The organism is Nocardioides nanhaiensis, from assembly GCF_039542785.1.
GTDB classification, from domain to species: Bacteria; Actinomycetota; Actinomycetes; order Propionibacteriales; family Nocardioidaceae; genus Nocardioides; species Nocardioides nanhaiensis.
This window is the reverse complement of record NZ_BAABIM010000005.1, coordinates 366,428-387,555: the sequence shown is the minus strand read 5'-3', so window position 1 is coordinate 387,555 and position 21,128 is coordinate 366,428. Positions and strand designations below refer to the sequence as shown.

The window sequence follows — 21,128 nt, the reverse complement described above, 5'->3', positions numbered from 1 at the left end:
CTCAGCCTGCTGCCGCTGCCTGCTGAGCCGCCCCCTGGGCAGCGGCGCGCAGGCTGGCCACCATGGCGTCGGGGTCCTCGGCGGAGTAGACGGCGCTGCCGGCGACGAACACGTCGGCCCCGGCCTCGGCGCAGCGCTCGATGGTCTCCAGCGAGACGCCGCCGTCGACCTGCAGCCAGGTCTCGACCCCGTGCTTGTCCATCAGCGCCCGGGCGCGGCGGATCTTGGGCACCACCAGGTCGAGGAACTTCTGGCCGCCGAACCCGGGCTCGACGGTCATCAGCAGCAGCATGTCGAGCTCGGGGAGCAGGTCCTCGTAGGGCTCCACCGGCGTGGCCGGGCGCAGGGCCATGCTGGCGCGTGCCCCGGCGGCGCGGATCTCGCGCGCCAGCCGCACCGGCGCGCGCGCCGCCTCCACGTGGAAGGTCACCGAGCCACAACCGGCCTCCACGTAGGCCGGCGCCTCGTCGTCGGGGTTCTCGATCATCAGGTGCGCGTCGAGGGGCACGTCGGTGCTGCGGGCCAGCGCCTCGACCATCGTGGGCCCGAAAGTCAGGTTGGGCACGAAGTGGTTGTCCATCACGTCCACGTGCACCCAGTCGGCGCCCGGGATGCGCGCCACCTCCTCGCCCAGGCGGGCGAAGTCGGCGTTGAGGATGCTGGGCGTGATCTGGATTCCCACGGTCTCACCCTAGGGGTGCGGGGTGGGCGGTGCTCACCCCGGATTCAGCCGGCGTCGAGCAGCTGCAGCAGCCGCGGGTGGACCTCGGTCACGTCGTCGCCCGGCACGTGCAGCAGGTGGACGCCGGGCATCCGGCACACCACGGCCAGCCCCTCGGCGTCGGCCACCAGCCGCGCCAGCGCCTCGTCGGGCACCCGCGCCTCCACGGCCGTGCCCGCGAGCACCACGTGCACCAGGCGCCCACCACCCGCGCGTGCCGCCTCCGCGACGCGCAGCACCAGCTCGGCCTCGCTCACCAGCTGCGGCACCACGACGTCGTGCCCGCCCGCCAGGTGCGCGGTGGCCATCGCGAGCCAGAGGGTGCGCACGGACTCCGCGTGCGCCAGGTCGCCGTGGTCGCCGTGGTCGTCGTGGTCGTCCGGGTCACCGCCGATCCACCCGTGCAGCAGCGCGGGGTCCAGGCAGAGCGTGCCGGGGCTGCCCCGCACGTGGTGCCGGGCCAGCAACGACTTGCCGACGCCCGGCAGACCGTTGAGCAGGAGCAGGCGCGGGGCACCGGTCACTCCTGCTCCTCGCGGCGCAGCTCGACCTCGAGCTGCTCCATCTCGCAACCCAGCACCTGCAGGGCGCGCACGCAGGCGAGTGCGAGCCGCGGGGCCTGGGCCAGCGCGGCCTCACGCTGGTAGGTGCGGTACTCCTCCGACCACGGCCGCTCCCACCCCTGCTTCTCGAGCGTGGCCTCCTGCTCGGCGTCCATGGGCCAGTCACCGCCGAAGGAGGTGGAGCCGACGCACTCGCCGATCAGCACCGAGCGGGCCGCCGTCACCTGCACGAACCGGCGCGGCGGCGCGGGTGGGCGGGCACCGATCAGACGACGACGAGGCGGCTCTACCCGCTCGCCGACCACCAGGGCGTCGTCGAGGTCCAGCGCGAGCATCGCCCCGGTCAAGCGGCGGTTGAGGTCCTCCCAGGTGCCTCTCACGCGGGGCCCTCCTCGGGCAGGTCGGGGGTCTCGGCACCGGCGGCCTCGTCGCGGTCGGCCCACTCCACCAGGGGGGCGAGGTCGAAGACGTGGTCGTCGATGTCGGCGTGCAGGTCGCCGATCTCGGCGAATCGCGCGGGCATGGTGGCCATCGTGAAGTCACGAGGGTCGCAGTCGGGCACCTCGCTCCAGCGCACCGGAGCGGACACGCGCCCGTCGGGCACGCCGCGCACCGAGTAGGCCGCGGCGATCGTGTGGTCCCGGGCGTTCTGGTTGTAGTCGACGAAGAGATGGTGGGGGTCGCGGTCCTTGCGCCACCAGGTGGTCGTGACGTCGTCCGGCGCGCGCCGCTCGACCTCGCGGGCGAACGCCAGCGCCGCGCGGCGCACCACCTGGTGTCCGTGGTCGGGGCGCACCCGCACGTAGACGTGCAGGCCGGACCCACCGCTGGTCTTGGGGTAGCCGACGGCGCCGAGCTCGTCGAGCACCTCCTCGACGACGCCGGCGACCCGCCGCACCTGGGCGAAGTCGGACAGCGGCCCCGGGTCGAGGTCGATGCGCCACTCGTCGGGCTTCTCGGGGTCCTCGCGCCGGCTGTTCCACGGGTGGAACTCGACCGTCGACATCTGCACCGCCCAGATCACCGAGCCCAGCTCCGTGACGCACAGCTCGTCGGCGGTGCGGTTCCAGCGCGGGAAGTGCAGCTCCACGGTCTGGACCCAGGGCGGTGCGCCCGCAGGCAACCGCTTCTGGTGGATCTTCTTCTCGGCCAGGCCCTTCGGGAAGCGGTGCAGCATGCAGGGGCGCTCGAGCAGCGCGTTGACGATGCCGGGCCCCACCGCCAGGTAGTAGTCGACGAGGTCCTTCTTCGTCGCGCCCGTCTCGGGGAAGTACACCCGGTCGGGGTTGCTGACCCGCACCGTGCGGCCGTCCACCTCGATCTCGATCGCGGGAGAGGTGGCGGCCACCACGCCACGCTAGCGTTCCCACCGGGAAGTTCGACCAGCCTCCGGTGGTGCGTGTCGCCGAGCGGGAGGACTCCGAGCTGGATCACGGCAGCTGGCCGGCGACCATCCCCGCCGTCGCCCAGCTGCTGAGGGACGGCCTCGACCTCGCGCCCGGCGTCACGCTGCTGGTAGGCGAGAACGGCTCGGGCAAGTCGACGCTCGTCGAGGCGATCGCGATGGCCTACGGACTCTCGCCCGAGGGCGGCACCACCCACTCGGTGCACCGCACCCGGCCCTCGGAGTCGCCGCTCGCCTCCGCGCTCCGGCTCACCCGCGGGCTGGGGGCGGGGCGCTGGGGGTTCTTCCTGCGCGCCGAGACGATGCACGGCTGGTACACGCACCTGGAGGAGAACCCGGGCAGCAACCCCTTCGAACCGCGCTTCCACGAGATGAGTCACGGGGAGTCGTTCCTCGCGGTCCTGCAGCACCGCTTCGACTCCCCCGGCTTCTACTGTCTCGACGAGCCGGAGGCCGCACTGTCGTTCTCCGCGACGCTCGCGCTCGTCGGCACCCTGCACGACCTCGCCCGGATGGGCGGGCAGGTGCTGTGCGCCACCCACTCCCCGGTGCTCGCCGCCCTGCCCGGCGCCACGCTGCTCGAGGTCGGCGAGTGGGGCTACCGGGAGGCGACCTGGGAGGAGCTCGACCTGGTGCAGCACTGGCGCGCCTACCTGGCCGACCCGCAGCGCTACCTGAGGCACGTGATCGACTGAGGGGGACAGCAGGTCACGCGTTGTCGTTGACCCGCTCGATCTCGGCGGCCTCGGCGGCGAACTGCTGGTTGGTCTGCTCGTCGCTCAGGCCGATCAGCGCCGCTGCTGCCTGCAGGCTGTCCGCAGCGCCCTGCAGCTCGCGCTCCACGTCGAGCATGCGGTCCTTCAGCGCCTCGAGGAAGTCGCGGTAGGCCCCGTGCGGGCCCACCCCGCTCCCGATCCCGATGGTGGCAGGGCGCTGCCACGCGTACGTGGGGGCGTCGAGCGCGGCGCAGGCGGCACGGATGTCGCCGTTGATGCTGGGGATCCACAGCTCGGTGATCCTCGCGATGGTCGCGTCGTCGACGTGGAGCTCGTCCTGCTGTGTCTCCAAGACGTCCTGCCCGGTACCTCCGACGACGTCAGGGGTCTCGATGTCGAACGCGTTGCCGTCGGGGTCTGGTGCGGCGTCCCCGGCCGCTGCCTCGAGAAACCTCTCCAGGTTGCGCTCCTCGTTCTTGAAGCTGCTGTTCAGCTGCTCGAGGGCCGCCAGCAGGTTCGCCAGCACGTCATCGGGGTGCCCCGCCCCCAGGGGCAGGTCCTCGGGGGTCTCGGGTTGGTCGAGCAGACCCAGCACCCCTCCTGCCGCCCCGGCACCCGTGCTGGTGAGCGCGCCTCCGACCAGCGCCGCTGTGGGCACGGTGGCAAGACCGGCGGTGGACACGATGCCGACCCCCGCGGCGATGGCGCCCACGATGATCAGTGCGAACCGAAGCCCCGTGCTGTCGCCGCCACGCGGCCCCGAGGACTTCATCGCCATGTGGGCGTCGTTGCACAGCTGCCCGAGCTGCGTCCGGGTGCGGGAGAACAGCTCCGCCTCGCCCTTGCAGGCGATGCCGGCGACCATCGTCAGGCCGTGCAGGTTCGCGAGCGTCGGCTCCAGCTTGCTCACGTAGTTGTCGATGAACGCCTCGGCGTACAGCCCGTTGAGGAATCGCCCGCGGCCCTTGAGGTTGTCGATGTCCGAGACCAGCCGCGTGTTGCGGGTGGACCCCTCGGCCGTCAGACCCGAGCTGTCCTCGTCGACGCGGATCTCGCTGGCTCCGCGGATGACCCCGCTCAGCTCGGCCTCCAGGCCCGACGCCTCCGGGAAGTCCTCCCAGTGCGCGAACGCGTCGTCGATCTCCTGTGGCCACCGGTCGAAGACGTCGGCCTGCAGGTACGCGTAGTCCGCGGGCGACGGCACGGAGGAGTTGCTGTCGCTGCCGTAGAGCATGTCGATCTCGACGCTGCCGTCCCGGATCAGTACCTGCCAGACGACGGGAGCGGAGTCGTTGCCGTTGCTGCCGGACTCCTTGAACAGTCCGTCCCCGAAGTGCCGGAAGCCTCGGTGCTCCATGTCCGCCTCGATGGCGGCTTCCGCGATCATCAACTTCATGCCGCTGCCGATCAGCGGCCCTCCTGGCGGGGGCATGGGCACTCCTTGGTCCGAGGTCGGGATCTCCCCGACCATCGTCTCCGCCGTGCCGTCCCTGAAACCTGCTGGGGCTCAGCGCTTGCGCAGCACCGCCATGAACATCGCGTCGGTGCCGTGCCGGTGCGGCCACAGCTGCACGGTGCCCGCGAGGGGGCCTGCGGCGTCAGGCACGTGCGAGAGCAGTGCTCCCACGTCGACCAGCTCGACGTCGTCGCGCTGACCCAGCACCGAGGAGACGACCTCCTCGGTCTCGGCGCGCACGGGGCTGCAGGTGGCGTAGAGGGCCACGCCTCCCGGCCGCAGCAGGTCCAGCGCGGCGCCCACGAGAGCCCGTTGCAGCAGCACCAGGGTCAGCAGGTCGTCGGGCCGACGACGCCAGCGAGCCTCGGGGCGACGACGGAGGGCGCCCAGCCCCGTGCACGGTGCGTCGACGAGCACCCGGTCGACGCTGCCCGGGGGCAACGGGGGCCGGGTGCCGTCGGCCGTGAGCACTGCTCCCCCGGTGCGGGCCAGGTTGCGTGCCACGAGCCGTGCCCGGTGGTGCTGCCGCTCGACGGCGACCAGGCGCGCTCCACGCTGCGCAGCCAGCCCGGCGAGCAGCGCGGCCTTGCCACCGGGACCGGCGCACAGGTCGACCCAGGTCGCGTCCGGGCCGTCTCCCTCGAGCGGTACGTCGGCGAGCAGCTGGGCCACCAGCTGCGACCCCTCGTCCTGCACCCCGGCCCGCCCCTCGGCGACGGCGGGCACCTCGGCGGGGCTGCCGCCGTCGAGCACCACCCCGTGGCGCGAGAACGGTGTCGGGGTGCCGGGCAGCTCGTCGCGCTCGGCCAGGCCGGGCCGTGCCACCAGCGTGACGCGCGGCGCCACGTTGTCGGCGGCCAGCAACGCCGGCAGCTCCTCGCTCCCCAGGGCGCGACGCAGCTCGTCGATCACCCACCGTGGGTGGCTGAAGGCGATCTCGGCGTAGCGGCCCGGGGCGGCGTCCGCCGTCAGCTCCTCGAGCCAGGCGTCCAGCGGCTTGACCGCGACCCGGCGCAGGACGGCGTTGGCGAACCCGGCCGCACCGGTGCTGCTGCGCGCGTGCACGAGGTTGACGGTGGTGCTGATCGCTGCGTGCGCGGGCACCCGCATCGAGAGCAGCTGGTGGCTGCCGAGCCGCAGCGCGTCGAGCACCTTGGCCTCCACCTTGCGCAGGGGGCGGTCGATGCAGGCGGCCAGCACGGCGTCGTAGGTGCCGCGCAGCCGGAGCGTGCCCGAGGCGAGCTCGGTGGTGAAGGCCGCGTCGCGCGGCTCGAGCCGGTAGTGCTGGATCACGGCGGGCAGCACCAGGTTGGCGTAGGCGTCGTCGACGCGCACGGCCTTGAGCACCTCGAGCGCCGCCAGTCGCGGCACGTCGACGTCGATGCGGGGCTGCGGGTGACGCACAGGGCCGCCTGCGGCGGAGGGGCGGCGGGTGGGACCGCGACGCGGGGGCTCAGCCACGGTCGGCGTGCTCCGGGGCGGACTCCTGCTCGCCGAGCACGCGCGAGGCCTCCGGACGCAGGCCCCGGGCCCAGTCGGCCGCGGGCATCCGCTTCTTGCCGTGGGCCTGGACCTCGCCCAGCAGCACCGCGGTGCTGGAGGTGCCCACGAGCACCTCGCGCTTGCCCACCTCCAGCTCGCCGGGTGCCAGGTCGGGCCGGTCGGTCACGCTGACGGGACCGAGCTTGAGCCGCTCGCCGTCGTGCAGCGTCCACGCACCGGGCGCCGGCGTGCAGGCCCGCACCCGGCGGTCGAGGGCCGCGGCCGGCTCGTGCCAGTCGACCTGCGCGTCGGCGACCTCGATCTTGGGGGCGAGGCTGACGCCGTCCTCGGGTTGCTCGCGCGCCTCGAGCGCACCGTCCTCGATCCCGTCGAGCGTGGCCACCAGCAGCCCCGCGCCGCCCTCGGCGAGCCGGGCCAGCAGGTCGCCCGCGGTGTCGGTGGGGCGCACGCGCTCGGTCATGACGCCGAAGGTCGGGCCGGCGTCGAGCGCCTTGACGATGCGGAACGTGGTGGCGCCGGTGACCTCGTCGCCGGCCCAGATCGCGTGCTGCACGGGCGCCGCGCCGCGCCAGGCCGGCAGGCACGAGAAGTGCAGGTTGACCCAGCCGTGCGGCACCAGGTCGAGCACGCTCTGGGGCAGCAGCGCGCCGTAGGCCACCACGGGGCAGGCGTCGGGCCGCAGGGCGCGCAGCTGCTCCTGGAACCCGGGGTCTCGGGGGTGCTCGGGCTTCAGCACGGGCACCCCGAGCTGCTCGGCGCGCTCGGCCACCGGGCTGGCCACGAGGCGGCGGCCGCGGCCGGCCGGCGCGTCGGGGCGGGTGACGACGCCGACCAGCTCGTGCCGCGAGCCGGCGACGGCCTCGAGCGCCGGGAGGGCAACCTGCGGCGTGCCTGCGAAGACGACCCTCACAGGCCGAACCCCCCGAACCGACCGGTGGCGTGCGGGCTGACGCGCACCTGCGGCGCCTGGCCGCGTGCGGCCGCCTCGCCGAACCACTCCGACTCGCGGATCGCGCGCATCGCCGCCTTGCGGGCCTCAGGGTCCAGACGGTCGATGAACAGGACGCCGTCGAGGTGGTCGGTCTCGTGCTGGATGCAGCGCGCCAGCCGGTCCGAGCCCTGCACGGTGACCGGCTCCCCGTGCACGTCGACACCGCGCGCCACGACGCTCAGCGCCCGCAGGCACTCGTAGGTCAGCTCGGGCAGCGAGAGGCAGCCCTCCAACCCGTCCTGGGTCTCGTCGGAGAGCTCGAGGCGCGGGTTGACCAGGTGACCCACCTCGCCGTCGACGTTCCAGGTGAAGACCCGCAGGCCGACGCCGATCTGGGGCGCGGCGAGTCCCGCGCCGGGGGCGGCGAGCATGGTGTCGGTGAGGTCGTCGACCAGCAGCCGCAGCTCCTTGTCGAAGTCGGTCACCTCGACGGCACGGGTGCGCAGCACCGGGTCGCCGAACAGGCGGATGGGTCGCACGGGCACGCTCTGAGCCTAGTGGTTGCCGCCGGAGGCTCGTCGGGACACCCGACGAGCCTCCGGTGGTGACCACTGGTGCCCCCCAGGGCACCGGTGGGCGGGGCCGGGCACGGCCGGGCGTGGGTGGACGCCTCAGAACGTGAGCGGGTCGACCTGCACCCGCACGGGGTCGAGCTTGCGGCCCGACCGCAGCCGCTGCAGCTCACCCAGCGCTGCCGAGAGCTGCTCGCCGGCGGCGCGCGGCACGCGCACGACGATCCGCTCCAGGGGCTCCTCCGCGTTCGGGCGGTCCGGGGGCACCGGCACCGGGCCCAGCACCTCCGCTCCGGGCGGCGCCTGCAGCAGGGTCAGGGCGTCGTCGAGCGCACCGGGGTGCCCGGTGAGCGTGGCGACGCGGGACGCCGGCGGGAGGTGCGCGGACCGCCGCTGGTCGCTCTCGCGGGCCGCGAAGCCGCCCGGGTCCCAGCGCACCAGCGCCTGGAGCGCCGGCTCACCGGGGTCGCCGACGGCGAGCACCCGCCCGCCGGGGCGCACGAGCCCGGCCGCGTTGGCCCACCGGCGCAGCGCCTCCTCGGCCGCGCGCAGGTCCGCGCGCCCCAGCAGCAGCCAGGTGTCGAGCAGCACCACGGCCGGGTAGCCGCCGTCGGCCACGGGCTCGGCGCCCGGCGTGGCGACGACGATCGCCGGCTCGGCCTCCACCCGGGCCAGCACCCGGTCGCCGGAGGAGGTGCGCACCCGCGCGGGGGCGAACACGCGGCCCAGCTCCTCGGCCGTGCGCAGGTCCCCCAGCACGGGCGCGCGCAGACCGTGCGCGCCGCACTCGGCGCAGGACCACGGCGAGGCAGCCTGCCCGCACCAGCGGCAGGCCGGCGGCGTGGTGGGCGAGGTGAGGGCCAGCGGCCCGGCGCAGTGCGCGCAGGCGACGGGCGTGCGGCAGCGCTCGCAGGCCAGCGCCAGCGCGTAGCCCGAGCGCGGCGTCTGCACCAGCACCGGGCCGTGGTGGAGCGCCTCGCGCACGAGGGCGTGCACCTCGCCGGGGAGCCGGCTGACGGCGGCGTGCGGGTCGCGGCGCAGCGCATGCTCGCTGGCGCCGGTGACCGCCACCTGCGCCCGCGCGCGCAGCACCTCGCGACGCGGCTCGACCGCGCGCGCCCACCCGCTGCGCACCAGCTGGTCGGCCTCCACGGTGCGAGCGAATCCCGCCACCAGGGCCGCGGTGTCCTCCAGCTCCGCGCGCAGCAGGAGCACCTCGCGGGTGTGCGGGTAGGGCGCCCGGGGCTCGGCGTGCAGGTCGTCCCCGTCGTCCCAGACCACCACCAGACCCAGGTCGTGGACCGGGGCGAAGGCGGCTGCCCGCGTGCCCGCGACGATGCGGCGATGCCCGCGGCTGACGGCGAGGAAGTCGCGGTAGCGCGAGGCGGGCCCCGCCTCGGCGGTGAGCGCGACGTGCTGCTCGGGGCCGAGCACCGCGGTGAGTGCCGCGTCGAGCCGGGCGAGGTCCTTGCCGTCGGGCACGCACAGCAGCGCCCCCCGGCCGCCGGCGAGGGTGGCGGCCGCCGCGTGCGCCAGCAGGGTCGGCCAGTCCTCGCCCGGCGCCACCTGAGCCACCGCGCGCGGCGAGCCACCCTCGCGCAGGTGGCGCAGGAACGCCGGGCCCGCGGTGCTGGCCTCCCAGGCGCGCTCCCCCGCCGCGGCATCGTGCGGCGCAGGCGGGACGGCCTCGCGGGGCGGGGCCTTCTCGGCGGTGGCGTGGCGGGGCGGCACGGCCAGGCGCAGCACGTCGGAGCGCACCCCGGCGTAGCGTGCCGCGACGGCGCCCGCCAGGGCGGCCACCGCGGGACTCAGCACCGGCTCGGGACTCACCACGCGACGCAGCGGCGTCAGGGTGCCGGTGTGCTCGCTGGCCGCCACCCGGCCGAGCACGTAGCCGTCGGCGTCGTGGCCGGCGAAGCGCACCTTGACCCGTGCGCCGGGCTGCGCCTGCTCGGCCATCGTGGCCGGCACCGCGTAGTCGAAGGGCCGGTCGAGGTGGGCGAGGGCGACGTCGACGAGGACGCGGGCGACCGGGGCGACCTCGGCGAGCTCGACGACCCGCGGCGCCGGCCGCGCGCGACCGGAGCGGGCCCGCGCCGCGCGCACCTGCGAGCGGGCGAGCCCGGGCAGGGTCGGGTCGGCCTCGGGAGTCACGGCGGCATTCCTACCAGCCCTCACCCCCAGCCCGAACGCGCAGACGCCGACGGCCGCACCTGCCCCGAGGGGCGGGTGCGGCCGTCGTGTGGTGCTGCGGGCGCGGTGGGCCGAGGCGCCTCAGACGCCGGCGGCTGCCTTCAGCGCGTCGGCGCGGTCGGTGCGCTCCCAGGTGAACTCGGGCAGCTCGCGGCCGAAGTGGCCGTACGCCGAGGTCTTGGCGTAGATCGGGCGCAGCAGGTCCAGGTCGCGCAGGATGGCGGCGGGGCGCAGGTCGAAGACCTCCAGCACCGCCTCCTGGATCTTCTCGTCCGGCACCACACCGGTGCCGAAGGTCTGCACGAAGACGCCCACGGGCTGCGCCTTGCCGATCGCGTAGGCGACCTGCGCCTCACAGCGCTTGGCGAGGCCGGCGGCCACGACGTTCTTGGCCACCCACCGCATGGCGTAGGCCGCGGAGCGGTCGACCTTGGAGGGGTCCTTGCCCGAGAACGCGCCACCACCGTGGCGGGCCATGCCGCCGTAGGTGTCGACGATGATCTTGCGACCGGTCAGGCCGGCGTCGCCCATGGGGCCGCCGACCACGAACTTGCCGGTGGGGTTGACCAGCAGGCGGTAGCCCTCGGAGGGGATGTTGAAGGTCGCCAGCACCGGGTCGATCACGTGCTGCTTGATCTCGCCCTCGAGCTTCTCCAGGTCGGTGTCCTCGGAGTGCTGGGTCGAGAGCACCACCGTGTCGATGCGCACCGGGCGGTCCTCGGCGTCGTACTCGATGGTGACCTGGGTCTTGCCGTCGGGGCGCAGGTTCGGCATGGTGCCGTTCTTGCGCACCTCGGTGAGCCGCTCGGCCAGACGCTGGGCGACCACGATCGGCAGCGGCATCAGCACGTCGGTGTCGTCGCAGGCGTAGCCGAACATCAGGCCCTGGTCACCGGCCCCGCGCAGGTCGAGCTCGTCGGTGGAGTCGCCCACGCGCGCCTCGATGCCCTGGTCGACGCCCTGGGCGATGTCGGGCGACTGCGCGCCGATCGCCACGGTGACGCCACACGTGGCGTAGTCGAAGCCCTTCTCGGAGGAGTCGTAGCCGATGTCGGCGACCGCGCCGCGCACGATGTCGGCGATGGGCGCGTAGATGTTGGTGCGCACCTCGCCGGCGACGACCACCAGCCCGGTGGTCAGCAGCGTCTCGACGGCCACGCGGAGGTTCTCGCGGTCGCTGTCGTTCTCCATCAGGTAGTCGAGCACCGAGTCGCTGATGCGGTCGGCGATCTTGTCGGGGTGACCCTCGGTCACCGACTCCGAGGTGAAAAGGCGTCCTGCCACAGTCGTTGCTCCGCTCAGGGGGATGGGATCGGCTCAGGATAGGCGGCGCCCAGCATGCGGGATGAGCGTCTCACCCCGCGAATCCACACGCCGGTGGAGGAACGACTCACCGCGGGAGACGTGACGCGACCTGGTCCCAGATCCGGTGGGCCAGCACGGACTTGCTGCCCCGGGGCACCGAGGTGGTGTCGCCGTCGGCCGCCAGGATGACGGCCTCGTTGTCGGGGCTGCCGAAGACCGCACCTCCGCTGACGTCGTTGAGCACCAGCAGGTCGCACCCCTTGCGCGCCAGCTTGGCGCGCGCGAGGTCCAGGACGTCGTGCTGCGCGTCCCCGGTCTCGGCCGCGAAACCGACCACGACCTGACCGGCACGCAGCCGCTCCGCGGCGAGCTCGCGCAGGATGTCGGGGTTCTGCACCAGCTCGAGGGCGGGCGCCGAGCCGTCCTCGGACTTCTTGATCTTGGTGTTGCTGGCGCTGGCGGGGCGGAAGTCGGCCGGCGCCGCCGCCATCACGACGGCGTCGGCCCCGGCGGCCGCGGCCAGCACGGCCTCCCGCAGCTGCGCGGTGGTCTCGACGCGGCGGACCGTGACGCCCGCGGGGTCGGCCAGCGCGGTGTTGGCGGCCACCAGCGTCACCCGCGCCCCGCGCGCGACGGCGGCGCGCGCCAGGGCGTAGCCCTGCAGGCCCGAGGAGCGGTTGCCCAGGAAGCGGACGGGGTCGAGGTACTCGCGGGTGCCACCGGCCGAGACGACGACGTGGCGCCCGGCGAGGTCGGCGGGGTCCTGCACCCCGGCCTGCTGGCTGCGCGCCAGCACCTGCCGGGCGGCCTCCACGATCTCGGCGGGGTCGGGGAGGCGGCCCTTGCCGGTGTCGGCGCCGGTGAGCCGACCCTCGGCGGGGTCGAGCACCAGCACGCCCCGGGCGCGCAACGTGGCCACGTTGGCCTGCGTGGCCGGGTGCTCCCACATCTCGGTGTGCATGGCCGGCGCCAGCACCACCGGGCAGCGCGCGGTGAGCAGGGTGTTGGTGAGCAGGTCGTGCGCCAGGCCGTGGGCGGCACGCGCCACCAGGTCGGCGGTGGCCGGGGCCACCACCACCAGGTCGGCCTCCTGGCCGATCCGCACGTGCGGCACCCGGTGCACGTCGGTCCACACGTCACTGGCCACGGGCTTGCCCGAGAGCGCCGCCCAGGTGGCGGTGCCGACGAACTCCAGCGCCGCGGCCGTGGGCACGACGGTGACGTCGTGCCCGGTCTCGGTGAGGCCGCGCAGCACCGCGCACGCCTTGTAGGCGGCGATGCCGCCGGCGACCCCCAGGACGACACGGGGCCGCTCCCCCGTGGGGGGAGCGGCCTCGGTGGTCGTCTCGTGCGCGCTCAGCGCGACGTCACTCGGACGCGGTGGAGGGAGCCTCCGCCGCGGCGGCCGCGGCGGCGGCCTCCTCGGCGGCCAGCTCGGCGGGATCGATGTCCTCGCAGGTGAGCAGGTCCTCGTTGATCTCGCGCAGCGCGATCGAGAGGGGCTTCTCCTGCACGTGGGTGTCCACGAGCGGGCCGACGTACTCCAGCAGGCCCTCGCCCAGCTGGGAGTAGTAGGCATTGATCTGCCGGGCGCGCTTGGCGCTGTAGAGCACCAGCTTGTACTTGCTGTCGGTCTTGGTGAGCAGGTCGTCGATGGAGGGGTTGGTGACGCCCTCGGCGGCGATGTTGGGGCCAGACACGCGGATGAGCCTCGCTAGTCGATGTCGGTGTGGCGGTGGTGACGAGGTCGTCGGAGAGCGACGACGCCCGGTGGGTGGCACGCTCGCGGTGCGAGTGCGTGGCTAGGAACCCTGATCCACCGTCATCAACGATACCAACTCCTCCGCCGCGGCGTGAACTTCGTGGTTGACGATGGTGACGTCGAACTCGTTCTCGGCCGCCAGCTCCTCGCGGGCCGTCGCCAGGCGCCGCTCGCGCTCCTCCTCGGTCTCGGTGCCGCGACCGACCAGGCGGCGCACGAGCTCCTCCCACGAGGGGGGCTTGAGGAAGACGAACAACGCCTCCGGCATGGAGTCGCGCACCAGCCGCGCGCCCTGGAGATCGATCTCGAGCATCGCGGGGCGGCCGGCCGCCAGCGCCTCCTCCACCGGACGCCGCGGCGTGCCGTAGCGCGCACGCCGGTGCACCACCGCCCACTCCAGCAGCTCGTCGTGCTCGACCATGTGGTCGAACTCGGCGTCGGAGACGAACAGGTAGTGCACGCCGTCGACCTCACCGGGCCGCGGCGCGCGGGTGGTCGCCGAGACCGAGAGCCACACCTCGGGGTGCCGCTCGCGCACGGCCGTGGCCACGGTGCCCTTGCCGACCGCGGTCGGGCCGGCGAGCACGACCAGGCGGCTGGGAGTGCGAGCGGGCCGGGACTCCCCCGACGTCACAGGCCGGGGCTCACTGGTCGGGCGCGGCGAACTCGCGCTGCAGCGCGGCCACCTGCTTGGCGCCCAGGCCGCGCACGCGACGCGACTCGGCGATACCGAGGCGCTCCATCAGCTGTCGCGCTCGCACCTTGCCCAGACCGGGCATGGACTGCAGCAGGTCGACGACGCGCATCTTGCCGATGACCTCGTTGGTCTCGCCCTGCTTCAGCACCTCGGCGATCGAGGCTCCGGAGTTCTTCAGGCGGTTCTTGACCTCGGCGCGCTCGCGGCGCGAGGCGGCGGCCTTCTCGAGCGCCGCGCGGCGCTGCTCGGGGGTGAGGGGAGGCAGTGCCACGTCTCAGAAGTTCCTTCGCATCGCCCGACCACGGCAGGGAGCGCGCCGCGTGGAGGTCAATCTAGTCACGATCGAGAGCGCGCGGCAATCGCCCCGGAGCCTGGGCGCCCCGGAACCGACGATCGGGGCGGGGATCCCCGTCACAGCGAGAGCGGGGTCTTGCAGACGTCGCGAGCCTGCTGCTGCACCCCGGCGAGCGCGGCGATGGTGGCCGGGCGCGTCAGGCCGCGCGCGGCGGCGTCGATCCGGTCCCGGTCGGCCTGCGCCAGGCCGGGTGGCGGGTCGGCACGGTCGTAGGAGGCGGGGTCCACGCCGGCCTCCTCGAGCGCCGTCCGCAGCGCGCCCACGGCGTCGAGGAGCGTGCGCCACTCGTCGGCGATGTCGGGCGGTGAGGCGGCGGCCAGCGCCTCGAAGGAGGGCAGCGCTGCGAGCAGCGCGGTGGCGCCGTCGCCGGCGAGCGCCTCGCTGAGCGGCTCCTGCTGCTCCTGGACCTCGGCGCAGTAGTCGGCGAAGGGCTCTTCCTCGGCCCCGCACCCGACCAGCCACGACGTGCCCAGCACCAGCGCCAGCACGCCCAGAGCGCCCCGTGCAGCCAGTGCAGCCCGTGCGCCCCGTCGAGGACCGGTCACGGCGTCACGCACGCAGCTCGTCGTTGGCGCGCAGCGCTGCCTCGCGCAGGGCGGCCGGGTCGGGCCCGCGGCGCAGCAGCTCGCGCGAGCTGCTGGGGGCCACGTGGGCGGCCTGGGCACCGAAGATGCGGCGGATGTCGGCGGGCGTGCCGCCCTGGGCCCCGAAGCCGGGCGCGAGCAGGGGGCCGTTGAAGGCGAGGTCGGCTGCCGGGGAGGCCAGCGTGGCACCCACGACGGCCCCGAAGGAGCCCAGCGGCTCGGCTCCTGCGTTGAGCTCGCGCAGGTGGTCGGTCATCCGCTGCGCCACGGTCGGTCCGGCGCCGTCGTCGGTGCGGGCGTGCTGCACCTCCGGTCCCTCCTTGTTGGAGGTCTCGACGAGCACGAAGAGCCCGGCGTCGTGGCGGCGTGCGGTCTCCACGAACGGCGTCAGCGACCCGAAGCCGAGGTAGGGGCTCACGGTGACGGCGTCGCACGCCAGCGGCGAGGCGGGGTCGAGGTAGGCGTCGGCGTAGGCCTGCGAGGTGGAGCCGATGTCGCCGCGCTTGACGTCGAGCAGCACCAGCGCGCCAGCCTGCCGCCCGATCTCGACGACGCGCTCGAGGACCGCGACGCCACGGCTGCCGAAGCGCTCGTAGAACGCCGACTGGGGCTTGATCATCGAGCACACCGGCGCGACCGCCTCGGTGGCGGCCAGGGCGAAGCGCTCGAGCCCGGCGACGTCGTCGTCGAGGCCCCAGGCCTCGAGCAGCGGGCCGTGCGGGTCGATGCCGGCGCAGAACGAACCGCGCTCGGCGAGCTTCTCGGTGAACCGTCGTCCGAAGGTCATCGCGTCCCTCCTAGGCCGCGCACCACGCGGCGGGGCCACAGCGGGCCCTCGTACACGAAGGCGGTGTAGCCCTGCAGCAGCGTGGCGCCGGCCTCGAGCCGGGCCCGGGCGTCGTCGGGCGTGGTGATGCCGCCGACCCCGACCAGGGTGAGCCGCTCCCCCACGCGCCCGCGCAACAGCGCCGTCACCTCGAGCGCCCGGCGGGTGAGCGGCCGGCCGGAGAGCCCACCGGCACCCACGCGCTCCACCTCGGCCGCGCCGGCGCGCAGTCCCTCGCGCGAGATCGTGGTGTTGGTGGCGATCATCCCGGCCAGGCCCAGCTCGAGGGCCAGGTCGGCGACGGCGAGCGCGTCGTCGTCGGCCAGGTCGGGCGCGATCTTGACCAGCAGCGGCACCTCGCGCCCGGCGGCGGCACGGGCCTCGCGCTGCACGCGCTCGAGCAGCGGGCCCAGCCGGTCCACGGCCTGCAGGCTGCGCAGTCCCGGTGTGTTGGGCGAGCTGACGTTGACCACCAGGTAGTCGGCGTAGCGGGCCAGCAGCCGTGTGCTGTGCGCGTGGTCGGCCTCGACGGCGGCCTGGTCCTCCTCGGGCACGACCTTGGTCTTGCCGATGTTGACGCCGAGCACGGGGCCGCCCTCGGGACGACCGCGCAGCGCCAGCCGCGCCGCCACCGCCTCGGCGCCCTCGTTGTTGAACCCCATCCTGTTGACGACGGCGCCGTCCTCGGGCAGCCGGAACAGCCGCGGCTGCGGGTTGCCGGGCTGCGCCTGGCCCGTGACGGTGCCGACCTCGACGTGCCCGAAGCCCAGTGCCCCCAGGGCGTCGACGCCGCGGGCGTTCTTGTCGAAACCGGCCGCGAGCCCGAGCGGGTGCGGGAACCGCAGTCCCATGGCCTCCACCGGGCGCGCGTGCCCGGTGGGCAGGCGGCGCAGCAGCGGCGCACCGGCGCGGACGGCGGCGAACCCCAGGTGGTGGGCGCGCTCGGCGTCGACGCGGCGCGCCCCGTGGTCGAAGAGCGCCCGGTAGGCCTTCCCCGGCATCAGGTGCGCGCCCGGCGGGCCCAGTCCTGCAGGCTGCGCACGCCGACGTCGCCGCGGATCATCGCCTCGATGCCCTGCACCGCGGCACCCAGACCCTGGACCGTGGTGATGCACGGGATGTTGCCGCGCACGGCGGCGGTGCGGATCTCGTAGCCGTCGATGCGTGGCGACCCGCCGGAGGCGGAGCCGTGCGGGGTGTTGACCACCAGCTGCACCTCGCCGCCCAGGATCAGCTCGACCGTGGTGGGCTCACCGCCGGGTCCGGTGCCCTCGAAGTGCTTGCGCACCACGGTGGCCTCGACGCCGTTGCGGCGCAGCACCTCGGCGGTGCCCTGCGTCGCGAGGATCTCGAAGCCGTGGTCGGCCAGCACCTTGATCGGGAAGACCATGTGCCGCTTGTCGCGGTTGGCCATCGAGACGAACACCCTGCTGCGGGTGCCGTCGGGGCGCTGCGGCAGCGGCAGCGAGCCGTAGGCGGCCGCCTGGCTCTTGGCGAACGCGCGGCCGAAGTCGGCGTCGAGCCCCATCACCTCGCCGGTGGACTTCATCTCCGGGCCGAGCACGGTGTCGACCTGGCGTCCGTCGCGGGTGCGGAACCGGTTGAACGGCATCACCGCCTCCTTGACCGCGATGGGCTGGTCGGCCGGCAGCGTTCCGCCGTCGCCCTCGGCGGGCAGCAGCCCGGAGGCGCGCAGCGCGGCGATGGTCTCGCCCAGCATCACCCGCGCCGCGGCCTTGGCCAGCGGCGTGGCGGTGGCCTTGGAGACGAACGGGACCGTCCGGCTGGCGCGCGGGTTGGCCTCGAGGACGTAGAGCACGTCCGAGCCGAGCGCGAACTGGATGTTGATCAGCCCCCGCACCCCCACACCGCGGGCGATCGCCTCGGTGGCCTCGCGGATGCGCAGGATCTCGGCAGCGCCGAGCGTGATCGGCGGAAGCGCGCAGGAGGAGTCGCCGGAGTGGATGCCGGCCTCCTCGATGTGCTCCATGACGCCGCCGAGGAACAGCTCCTCGCCGTCGTAGATGGCGTCCACGTCGATCTCGACGGCGTCGTCGATGAACCGGTCCACCAGCACCGGGTGCTCGGGGCTGATCGCGGTGGCGCGCTCGATGTAGCCGCGCAGCGCGTCGTCGTCGTAGACGATCTCCATGCCGCGCCCACCGAGCACGTAGGAGGGCCGCACGAGCACCGGGTAGCCCACCTCGCCGGCGATCCGCTGCGCGGAGTCGTAGCTGGTGGCCATGCCGTGCTTGGGCGCCGGGAGGCCGGCCTCGGCCAGCACGCGGCCGAAGGCGCCGCGCTCCTCGGCCAGGTGGATCGCCTCGGGCGGGGTGCCCACGATCGTGACGCCGTTGTCCTTGAGCGCCTGGGCCAGGCCCAGCGGCGTCTGGCCGCCGAGCTGGCACACGACGCCGGCCACCGGACCCGCCTGCTCCTCGGCGTGCACCACCTCGAGCACGTCCTCGAGGGTGAGCGGCTCGAAGTAGAGGCGGTCGGAGGTGTCGTAGTCGGTGCTGACGGTCTCGGGGTTGCAGTTGACCATCACGGTCTCGTAGCCGGCGCCGCCCTCGCCCTGTCCGAGCGCCAGGGAGGCGTGCACGCACGAGTAGTCGAACTCGATGCCCTGGCCGATGCGGTTGGGCCCGCTGCCGAGGATGATGACGGCCGGCTTCTCGCGCGGCTGGACCTCGGTCTCCTCGTCGTAGGAGGAGTAGTGGTACGGCGTCGCGGCGGCGAACTCGGCCGCGCAGGTGTCGACGGTCTTGTAGACCGGCCGGACGCCGAGCGCGTGCCGGACCCCGCGGACGACGTCGGCGCTCATGCCGCGGATCTTGCCGAGCTGGGCGTCGGAGAACCCGTGCCGCTTGGCGCGACGCAGCAGGCCCGGGGTCAGCTCGGGCGCCGCCGTCACCTCGGCGGCGACCTCGTTGATCAGCTCCAGCTGGTCCACGAACCACGGGTCGATGCCGGTGGCCTGGAAGATCTCCTCGGCGGTGGCTCCCGCGCGCAGGGCGTCCATCACCTTCTTCAGGCGGCCGTCGTGCGGCGTGCTGATCTCCTCCAGCAGCGCGGCCTTGTCGAGGTCGACCCACTCCTGGTGCCAGTCGAAGGGAGCGTCCTTGCTCTCCAGGCTGCGCAGCGCCTTCTGCAGCGCCTCGGTGAAGTTGCGGCCGATGGCCATGGCCTCGCCCACCGACTTCATGTGGGTGGTGAGCGTGGGGTCGGCGCCGGGGAACTTCTCGAAGGCGAACCGCGGGACCTTGACGACCACGTAGTCGAGCGTCGGCTCGAAGCTGGCCGGCGTGCTCTGACCGCCGGGGCGGGTGGTGATGTCGTTCTCGATCTCGTCGAGCGTGTAGCCGATCGCGACCTTGGCGGCGATCTTCGCGATCGGGAACCCGGTGGCCTTGGAGGCCAGCGCGCTGGAGCGGCTCACGCGCGGGTTCATCTCGATCACGACGACCCGCCCGTCGGCGGGGTTGACGGCGTACTGGATGTTGCAGCCACCCGTGTCGACGCCGACCTCGCGGATGATGCCGATCGCGAGGTCGCGCAGGTGCTGGTACTCGCGGTCGGTGAGGGTCATCGCCGGCGCGACGGTGATCGAGTCACCGGTGTGCACGCCCATCGGGTCGAGGTTCTCGATCGAGCAGACGATCACCACGTTGTCGGCGGTGTCGCGCATGACCTCGAGCTCGTACTCCTTCCACCCGATGATCGACTCCTCGATCAGCACCTCGGTGGTGGGGCTCGCGTCCAGGCCGGCGCCGGCGATCTGGCGCAGCTCGGCCTCGTCGTAGGCGATGCCCGAGCCGGTGCCGCCCATGGTGAAGCTCGGGCGCACCACGATCGGGTAGCCGAACCGCTCGACCGCGGTGAAGCAGTCCTCCAGCGAGTGGCAGATGGCGCTGCCGGCCACCTCGCCGCCCAGCTTCTCCACGATCTGCTTGAACGACTGCCGGTTCTCGCCGCGCTCGATCGCCTCGATCGAGGCACCGATCAGCTCGACGCCGTACTTCTCGAGCACGCCGGCCTTGTCGAGCGCCATCGCGGCGTTGAGCGCCGTCTGCCCACCCAGGGTGGCGAGCAGCGCGTCGGGGCGCTCGGCGGCGATCACCTTCTCCACGTACTCGGGCGTGATCGGCTCGACGTAGGTGGCGTCGGCGAACTCGGGGTCGGTCATGATCGTGGCGGGGTTGGAGTTCACCAGCACCACGCGCAGGCCCTCCTGCTTGAGCACGCGGCAGGCCTGGGTGCCCGAGTAGTCGAACTCGCAGGCCTGGCCGATGATGATCGGGCCGGAGCCGATCACCATCACGCTGGAGATGTCGGTGCGCTTGGGCATCAGGCACCACCCTTCTGGTCGGCTGCGTGGTCGGCGAGCAGGTCGCAGAAGCGGTCGAAGAGGTAGCCGGCGTCGTGCGGGCCGGCGGCGGCCTCGGGGTGGTACTGCACCGAGAAGGCCCTCAGCCGACCGCCCTCGCCGGCCGGGTCGCGCAGCTCCAGGCCCTCGACGACGTCGTCGTTGAGGCACACGTGGCTGACGGCCGCCTCGCCGTAGGGCGTCGTGGTGGTGCCCTCGAGCGGGGCGTCGACGGCGAAGCCGTGGTTGTGCGCGGTGACCTCGACCTTGCCGGTGGTGCGGTCCATCACCGGCTGGTTGATGCCGCGGTGTCCGTAGGTGAGCTTGTAGGTGCCGAACCCGAGGGCGCGGCCGAAGAGCTGGTTGCCGAAGCAGATGCCGAAGTAGGGCAGCCCGCGCCCGAGGGCGGCCTGCAGCAGCTCGACCTGCGCCGTGGTGGCGGCGGGGTCGCCGGGGCCGTTGGAGTAGAACAGCCCGTCGGGGCCGGACTCCCCCACGGCCAGGACGTCGTCGAGCGTCGCGGTGGCGGGGAGCACGTGCACCTCGATGCCGCGCTCGGCCATCCGGTGCGGCGTCATGGTCTTGATGCCCAGGTCGAGCGCGGCGACGGTGAACCGCTTCTCGCCGTGGGCCGGCACCACGTAGGCCTCGGCGGTGCTGACCTCGCCGGCCAGCTCGGTGCCAGCCATCTGGTCGGCCTCGCGCACCCGTGCCAGGAGCGCGGCGGGGTCGGTCTCGGTGGTGCTGATGCCCACCCGCATGGCCCCGCGCTCGCGCAGGTGCCGGGTGAGCGCGCGGGTGTCGACGCCGCTGATGCCCACCACGCCCTGCTCGCGCAGCTCGTCGTCGAGCGAGCGCCGCGAGCGCCAGTTGCTGGCGACCCGCGCGGGGTCGCGCACCACGTAGCCGGCCACCCAGATGCGGCGGCTCTCGGGGTCCTCGTCGTTGACGCCCGTGTTGCCCACGTGCGGCGCCGTCATGACGACGACCTGGCGGTGGTAGCTGGGATCGGTGAGCGTCTCCTGGTAGCCGGTCATGCCGGTGTTGAAGACCGCTTCGCCGAACGTCTCCCCGGGGGCGCCGAACGCCTCGCCGTGGAAGGTGCGACCGTCCTCGAGGACCAGGATCGCGGGGGCATGCACAGGCACGCCGTACCTCCTTCTCCGCCTCACA

General features: G+C 73.8%; 20 protein-coding genes. 1 reads left to right on the top strand and 19 read right to left on the bottom strand.

What is annotated here, in order from left to right; all coding sequences use genetic code 11:
- Position 1: 1 nt before the first annotated feature.
- The 4 genes from rpe to ligD are packed head-to-tail and all read right to left on the bottom strand — an operon-like array spanning position 2 to position 2,632.
- Positions 2 to 682, bottom strand: coding sequence for a ribulose-phosphate 3-epimerase (gene rpe, locus ABD948_RS21525; RefSeq protein WP_345272401.1), 681 nt, complete (start codon positions 680 to 682; stop codon positions 2 to 4).
- 44 nt (positions 683 to 726) lie between these two features.
- Positions 727 to 1,245 carry an AAA family ATPase gene (locus ABD948_RS21520; protein ID WP_345272396.1) on the bottom strand — a complete coding sequence of 173 codons (519 nt, stop codon included), beginning with the start codon at positions 1,243 to 1,245 and terminating at the stop codon, positions 727 to 729.
- The gene (locus ABD948_RS21515; RefSeq protein ID WP_345272393.1) at positions 1,242 to 1,664 is read right to left on the bottom strand and encodes a TY-Chap domain-containing protein; all 423 of its coding nucleotides are present in this window, start codon (positions 1,662 to 1,664) and stop codon (positions 1,242 to 1,244) included. The genes ABD948_RS21520 and ABD948_RS21515 overlap by 4 nt, the downstream gene beginning before the upstream one ends.
- On the bottom strand, positions 1,661 to 2,632 hold the full coding sequence (gene ligD / locus ABD948_RS21510; protein WP_345272388.1) for a non-homologous end-joining DNA ligase: 972 nt from the start codon (positions 2,630 to 2,632) through the stop codon (positions 1,661 to 1,663). Before ligD ends, ABD948_RS21515 begins: the two co-directional genes overlap by 4 nt.
- A 47-nt stretch (positions 2,633 to 2,679) precedes the next feature.
- On the opposite strand from ligD, the gene ABD948_RS21505 reads away from it, so the two are divergent.
- Positions 2,680 to 3,384, top strand: a complete 705-nt coding sequence (locus ABD948_RS21505; protein WP_345272384.1) for an AAA family ATPase — start codon at positions 2,680 to 2,682, stop codon at positions 3,382 to 3,384.
- A gap of 13 nt (positions 3,385 to 3,397) precedes the next feature.
- On the opposite strand, the gene ABD948_RS21500 is transcribed toward ABD948_RS21505, so the two are convergent.
- From ABD948_RS21500 to carA, 15 genes are all read right to left on the bottom strand, one after another.
- A complete protein-coding gene (locus ABD948_RS21500; RefSeq protein ID WP_345272380.1) occupies positions 3,398 to 4,837 on the bottom strand; it encodes a hypothetical protein in 1,440 nt (479 codons plus the stop codon).
- Positions 4,838 to 4,912: 75 nt separating this feature from the next.
- Entirely contained in the window at positions 4,913 to 6,265 is a 1,353-nt protein-coding gene (locus ABD948_RS21495) for an RsmB/NOP family class I SAM-dependent RNA methyltransferase (protein ID WP_345272377.1), read from the bottom strand.
- A gap of 49 nt (positions 6,266 to 6,314) precedes the next feature.
- Positions 6,315 to 7,274 (bottom strand): methionyl-tRNA formyltransferase, encoded by a 960-nt coding sequence (gene fmt / locus ABD948_RS21490; protein ID WP_345272370.1) that lies wholly within the window; start codon positions 7,272 to 7,274, stop codon positions 6,315 to 6,317.
- Positions 7,271 to 7,840, bottom strand: coding sequence for a peptide deformylase (gene def, locus ABD948_RS21485; protein ID WP_345272366.1), 570 nt, complete (start codon positions 7,838 to 7,840; stop codon positions 7,271 to 7,273). The genes fmt and def overlap by 4 nt, the downstream gene beginning before the upstream one ends.
- 126 nt (positions 7,841 to 7,966) lie before the next feature.
- Positions 7,967 to 10,021, bottom strand: a complete 2,055-nt coding sequence (locus tag ABD948_RS21480) for a primosomal protein N' (RefSeq protein ID WP_345272361.1) — start codon at positions 10,019 to 10,021, stop codon at positions 7,967 to 7,969.
- A 120-nt stretch (positions 10,022 to 10,141) separates the two neighbouring features.
- The gene (gene metK / locus ABD948_RS21475) at positions 10,142 to 11,344 is read right to left on the bottom strand and encodes a methionine adenosyltransferase (RefSeq protein WP_345272358.1); all 1,203 of its coding nucleotides are present in this window, start codon (positions 11,342 to 11,344) and stop codon (positions 10,142 to 10,144) included.
- Positions 11,345 to 11,450: 106 nt separating this feature from the next.
- On the bottom strand, positions 11,451 to 12,725 hold the full coding sequence (gene coaBC / locus ABD948_RS21470) for a bifunctional phosphopantothenoylcysteine decarboxylase/phosphopantothenate--cysteine ligase CoaBC (RefSeq protein WP_345272610.1): 1,275 nt from the start codon (positions 12,723 to 12,725) through the stop codon (positions 11,451 to 11,453).
- Positions 12,726 to 12,732: 7 nt separating this feature from the next.
- A complete protein-coding gene (rpoZ, locus tag ABD948_RS21465; RefSeq protein ID WP_345272353.1) occupies positions 12,733 to 13,065 on the bottom strand; it encodes a DNA-directed RNA polymerase subunit omega in 333 nt (110 codons plus the stop codon).
- A gap of 102 nt (positions 13,066 to 13,167) precedes the next feature.
- A complete protein-coding gene (gmk, locus tag ABD948_RS21460; RefSeq protein WP_425576671.1) occupies positions 13,168 to 13,719 on the bottom strand; it encodes a guanylate kinase in 552 nt (183 codons plus the stop codon).
- A gap of 52 nt (positions 13,720 to 13,771) precedes the next feature.
- Complete coding sequence (gene mihF, locus ABD948_RS21455; protein WP_345272342.1) at positions 13,772 to 14,095, bottom strand: integration host factor, actinobacterial type; 324 nt, start codon at positions 14,093 to 14,095, stop codon at positions 13,772 to 13,774.
- Positions 14,096 to 14,235: 140 nt separating this feature from the next.
- Positions 14,236 to 14,667, bottom strand: coding sequence for a hypothetical protein (locus ABD948_RS21450; RefSeq protein WP_345272336.1), 432 nt, complete (start codon positions 14,665 to 14,667; stop codon positions 14,236 to 14,238).
- Positions 14,668 to 14,728: 61 nt separating this feature from the next.
- Complete coding sequence (gene pyrF, locus ABD948_RS21445) at positions 14,729 to 15,550, bottom strand: orotidine-5'-phosphate decarboxylase (RefSeq protein ID WP_345272333.1); 822 nt, start codon at positions 15,548 to 15,550, stop codon at positions 14,729 to 14,731.
- Complete coding sequence (locus ABD948_RS21440; protein WP_345272330.1) at positions 15,547 to 16,590, bottom strand: quinone-dependent dihydroorotate dehydrogenase; 1,044 nt, start codon at positions 16,588 to 16,590, stop codon at positions 15,547 to 15,549. The genes pyrF and ABD948_RS21440 overlap by 4 nt, the downstream gene beginning before the upstream one ends.
- A complete protein-coding gene (carB, locus tag ABD948_RS21435; RefSeq protein ID WP_345272322.1) occupies positions 16,590 to 19,937 on the bottom strand; it encodes a carbamoyl-phosphate synthase large subunit in 3,348 nt (1,115 codons plus the stop codon). Before carB ends, ABD948_RS21440 begins: the two co-directional genes overlap by 1 nt.
- Positions 19,937 to 21,103 carry a glutamine-hydrolyzing carbamoyl-phosphate synthase small subunit gene (gene carA / locus ABD948_RS21430; protein WP_345272308.1) on the bottom strand — a complete coding sequence of 389 codons (1,167 nt, stop codon included), beginning with the start codon at positions 21,101 to 21,103 and terminating at the stop codon, positions 19,937 to 19,939. Before carA ends, carB begins: the two co-directional genes overlap by 1 nt.
- Positions 21,104 to 21,128: the final 25 nt, after the last annotated feature.

Excerpts from the sequence above, each read along its gene's own strand:
- ABD948_RS21500 (WP_345272380.1), bottom strand. The coding sequence starts at position 4,837 with ATGCCCCCGCCAGGAGGGCCGCTGATCGGCAGCGGCATGAAGTTGATG.
- pyrF (WP_345272333.1), bottom strand. The coding sequence starts at position 15,550 with ATGACCTTCGGACGACGGTTCACCGAGAAGCTCGCCGAGCGCGGTTCG.
- ABD948_RS21440 (WP_345272330.1), bottom strand. The coding sequence starts at position 16,590 with ATGCCGGGGAAGGCCTACCGGGCGCTCTTCGACCACGGGGCGCGCCGC.
- carB (WP_345272322.1), bottom strand. The coding sequence starts at position 19,937 with ATGCCCAAGCGCACCGACATCTCCAGCGTGATGGTGATCGGCTCCGGC.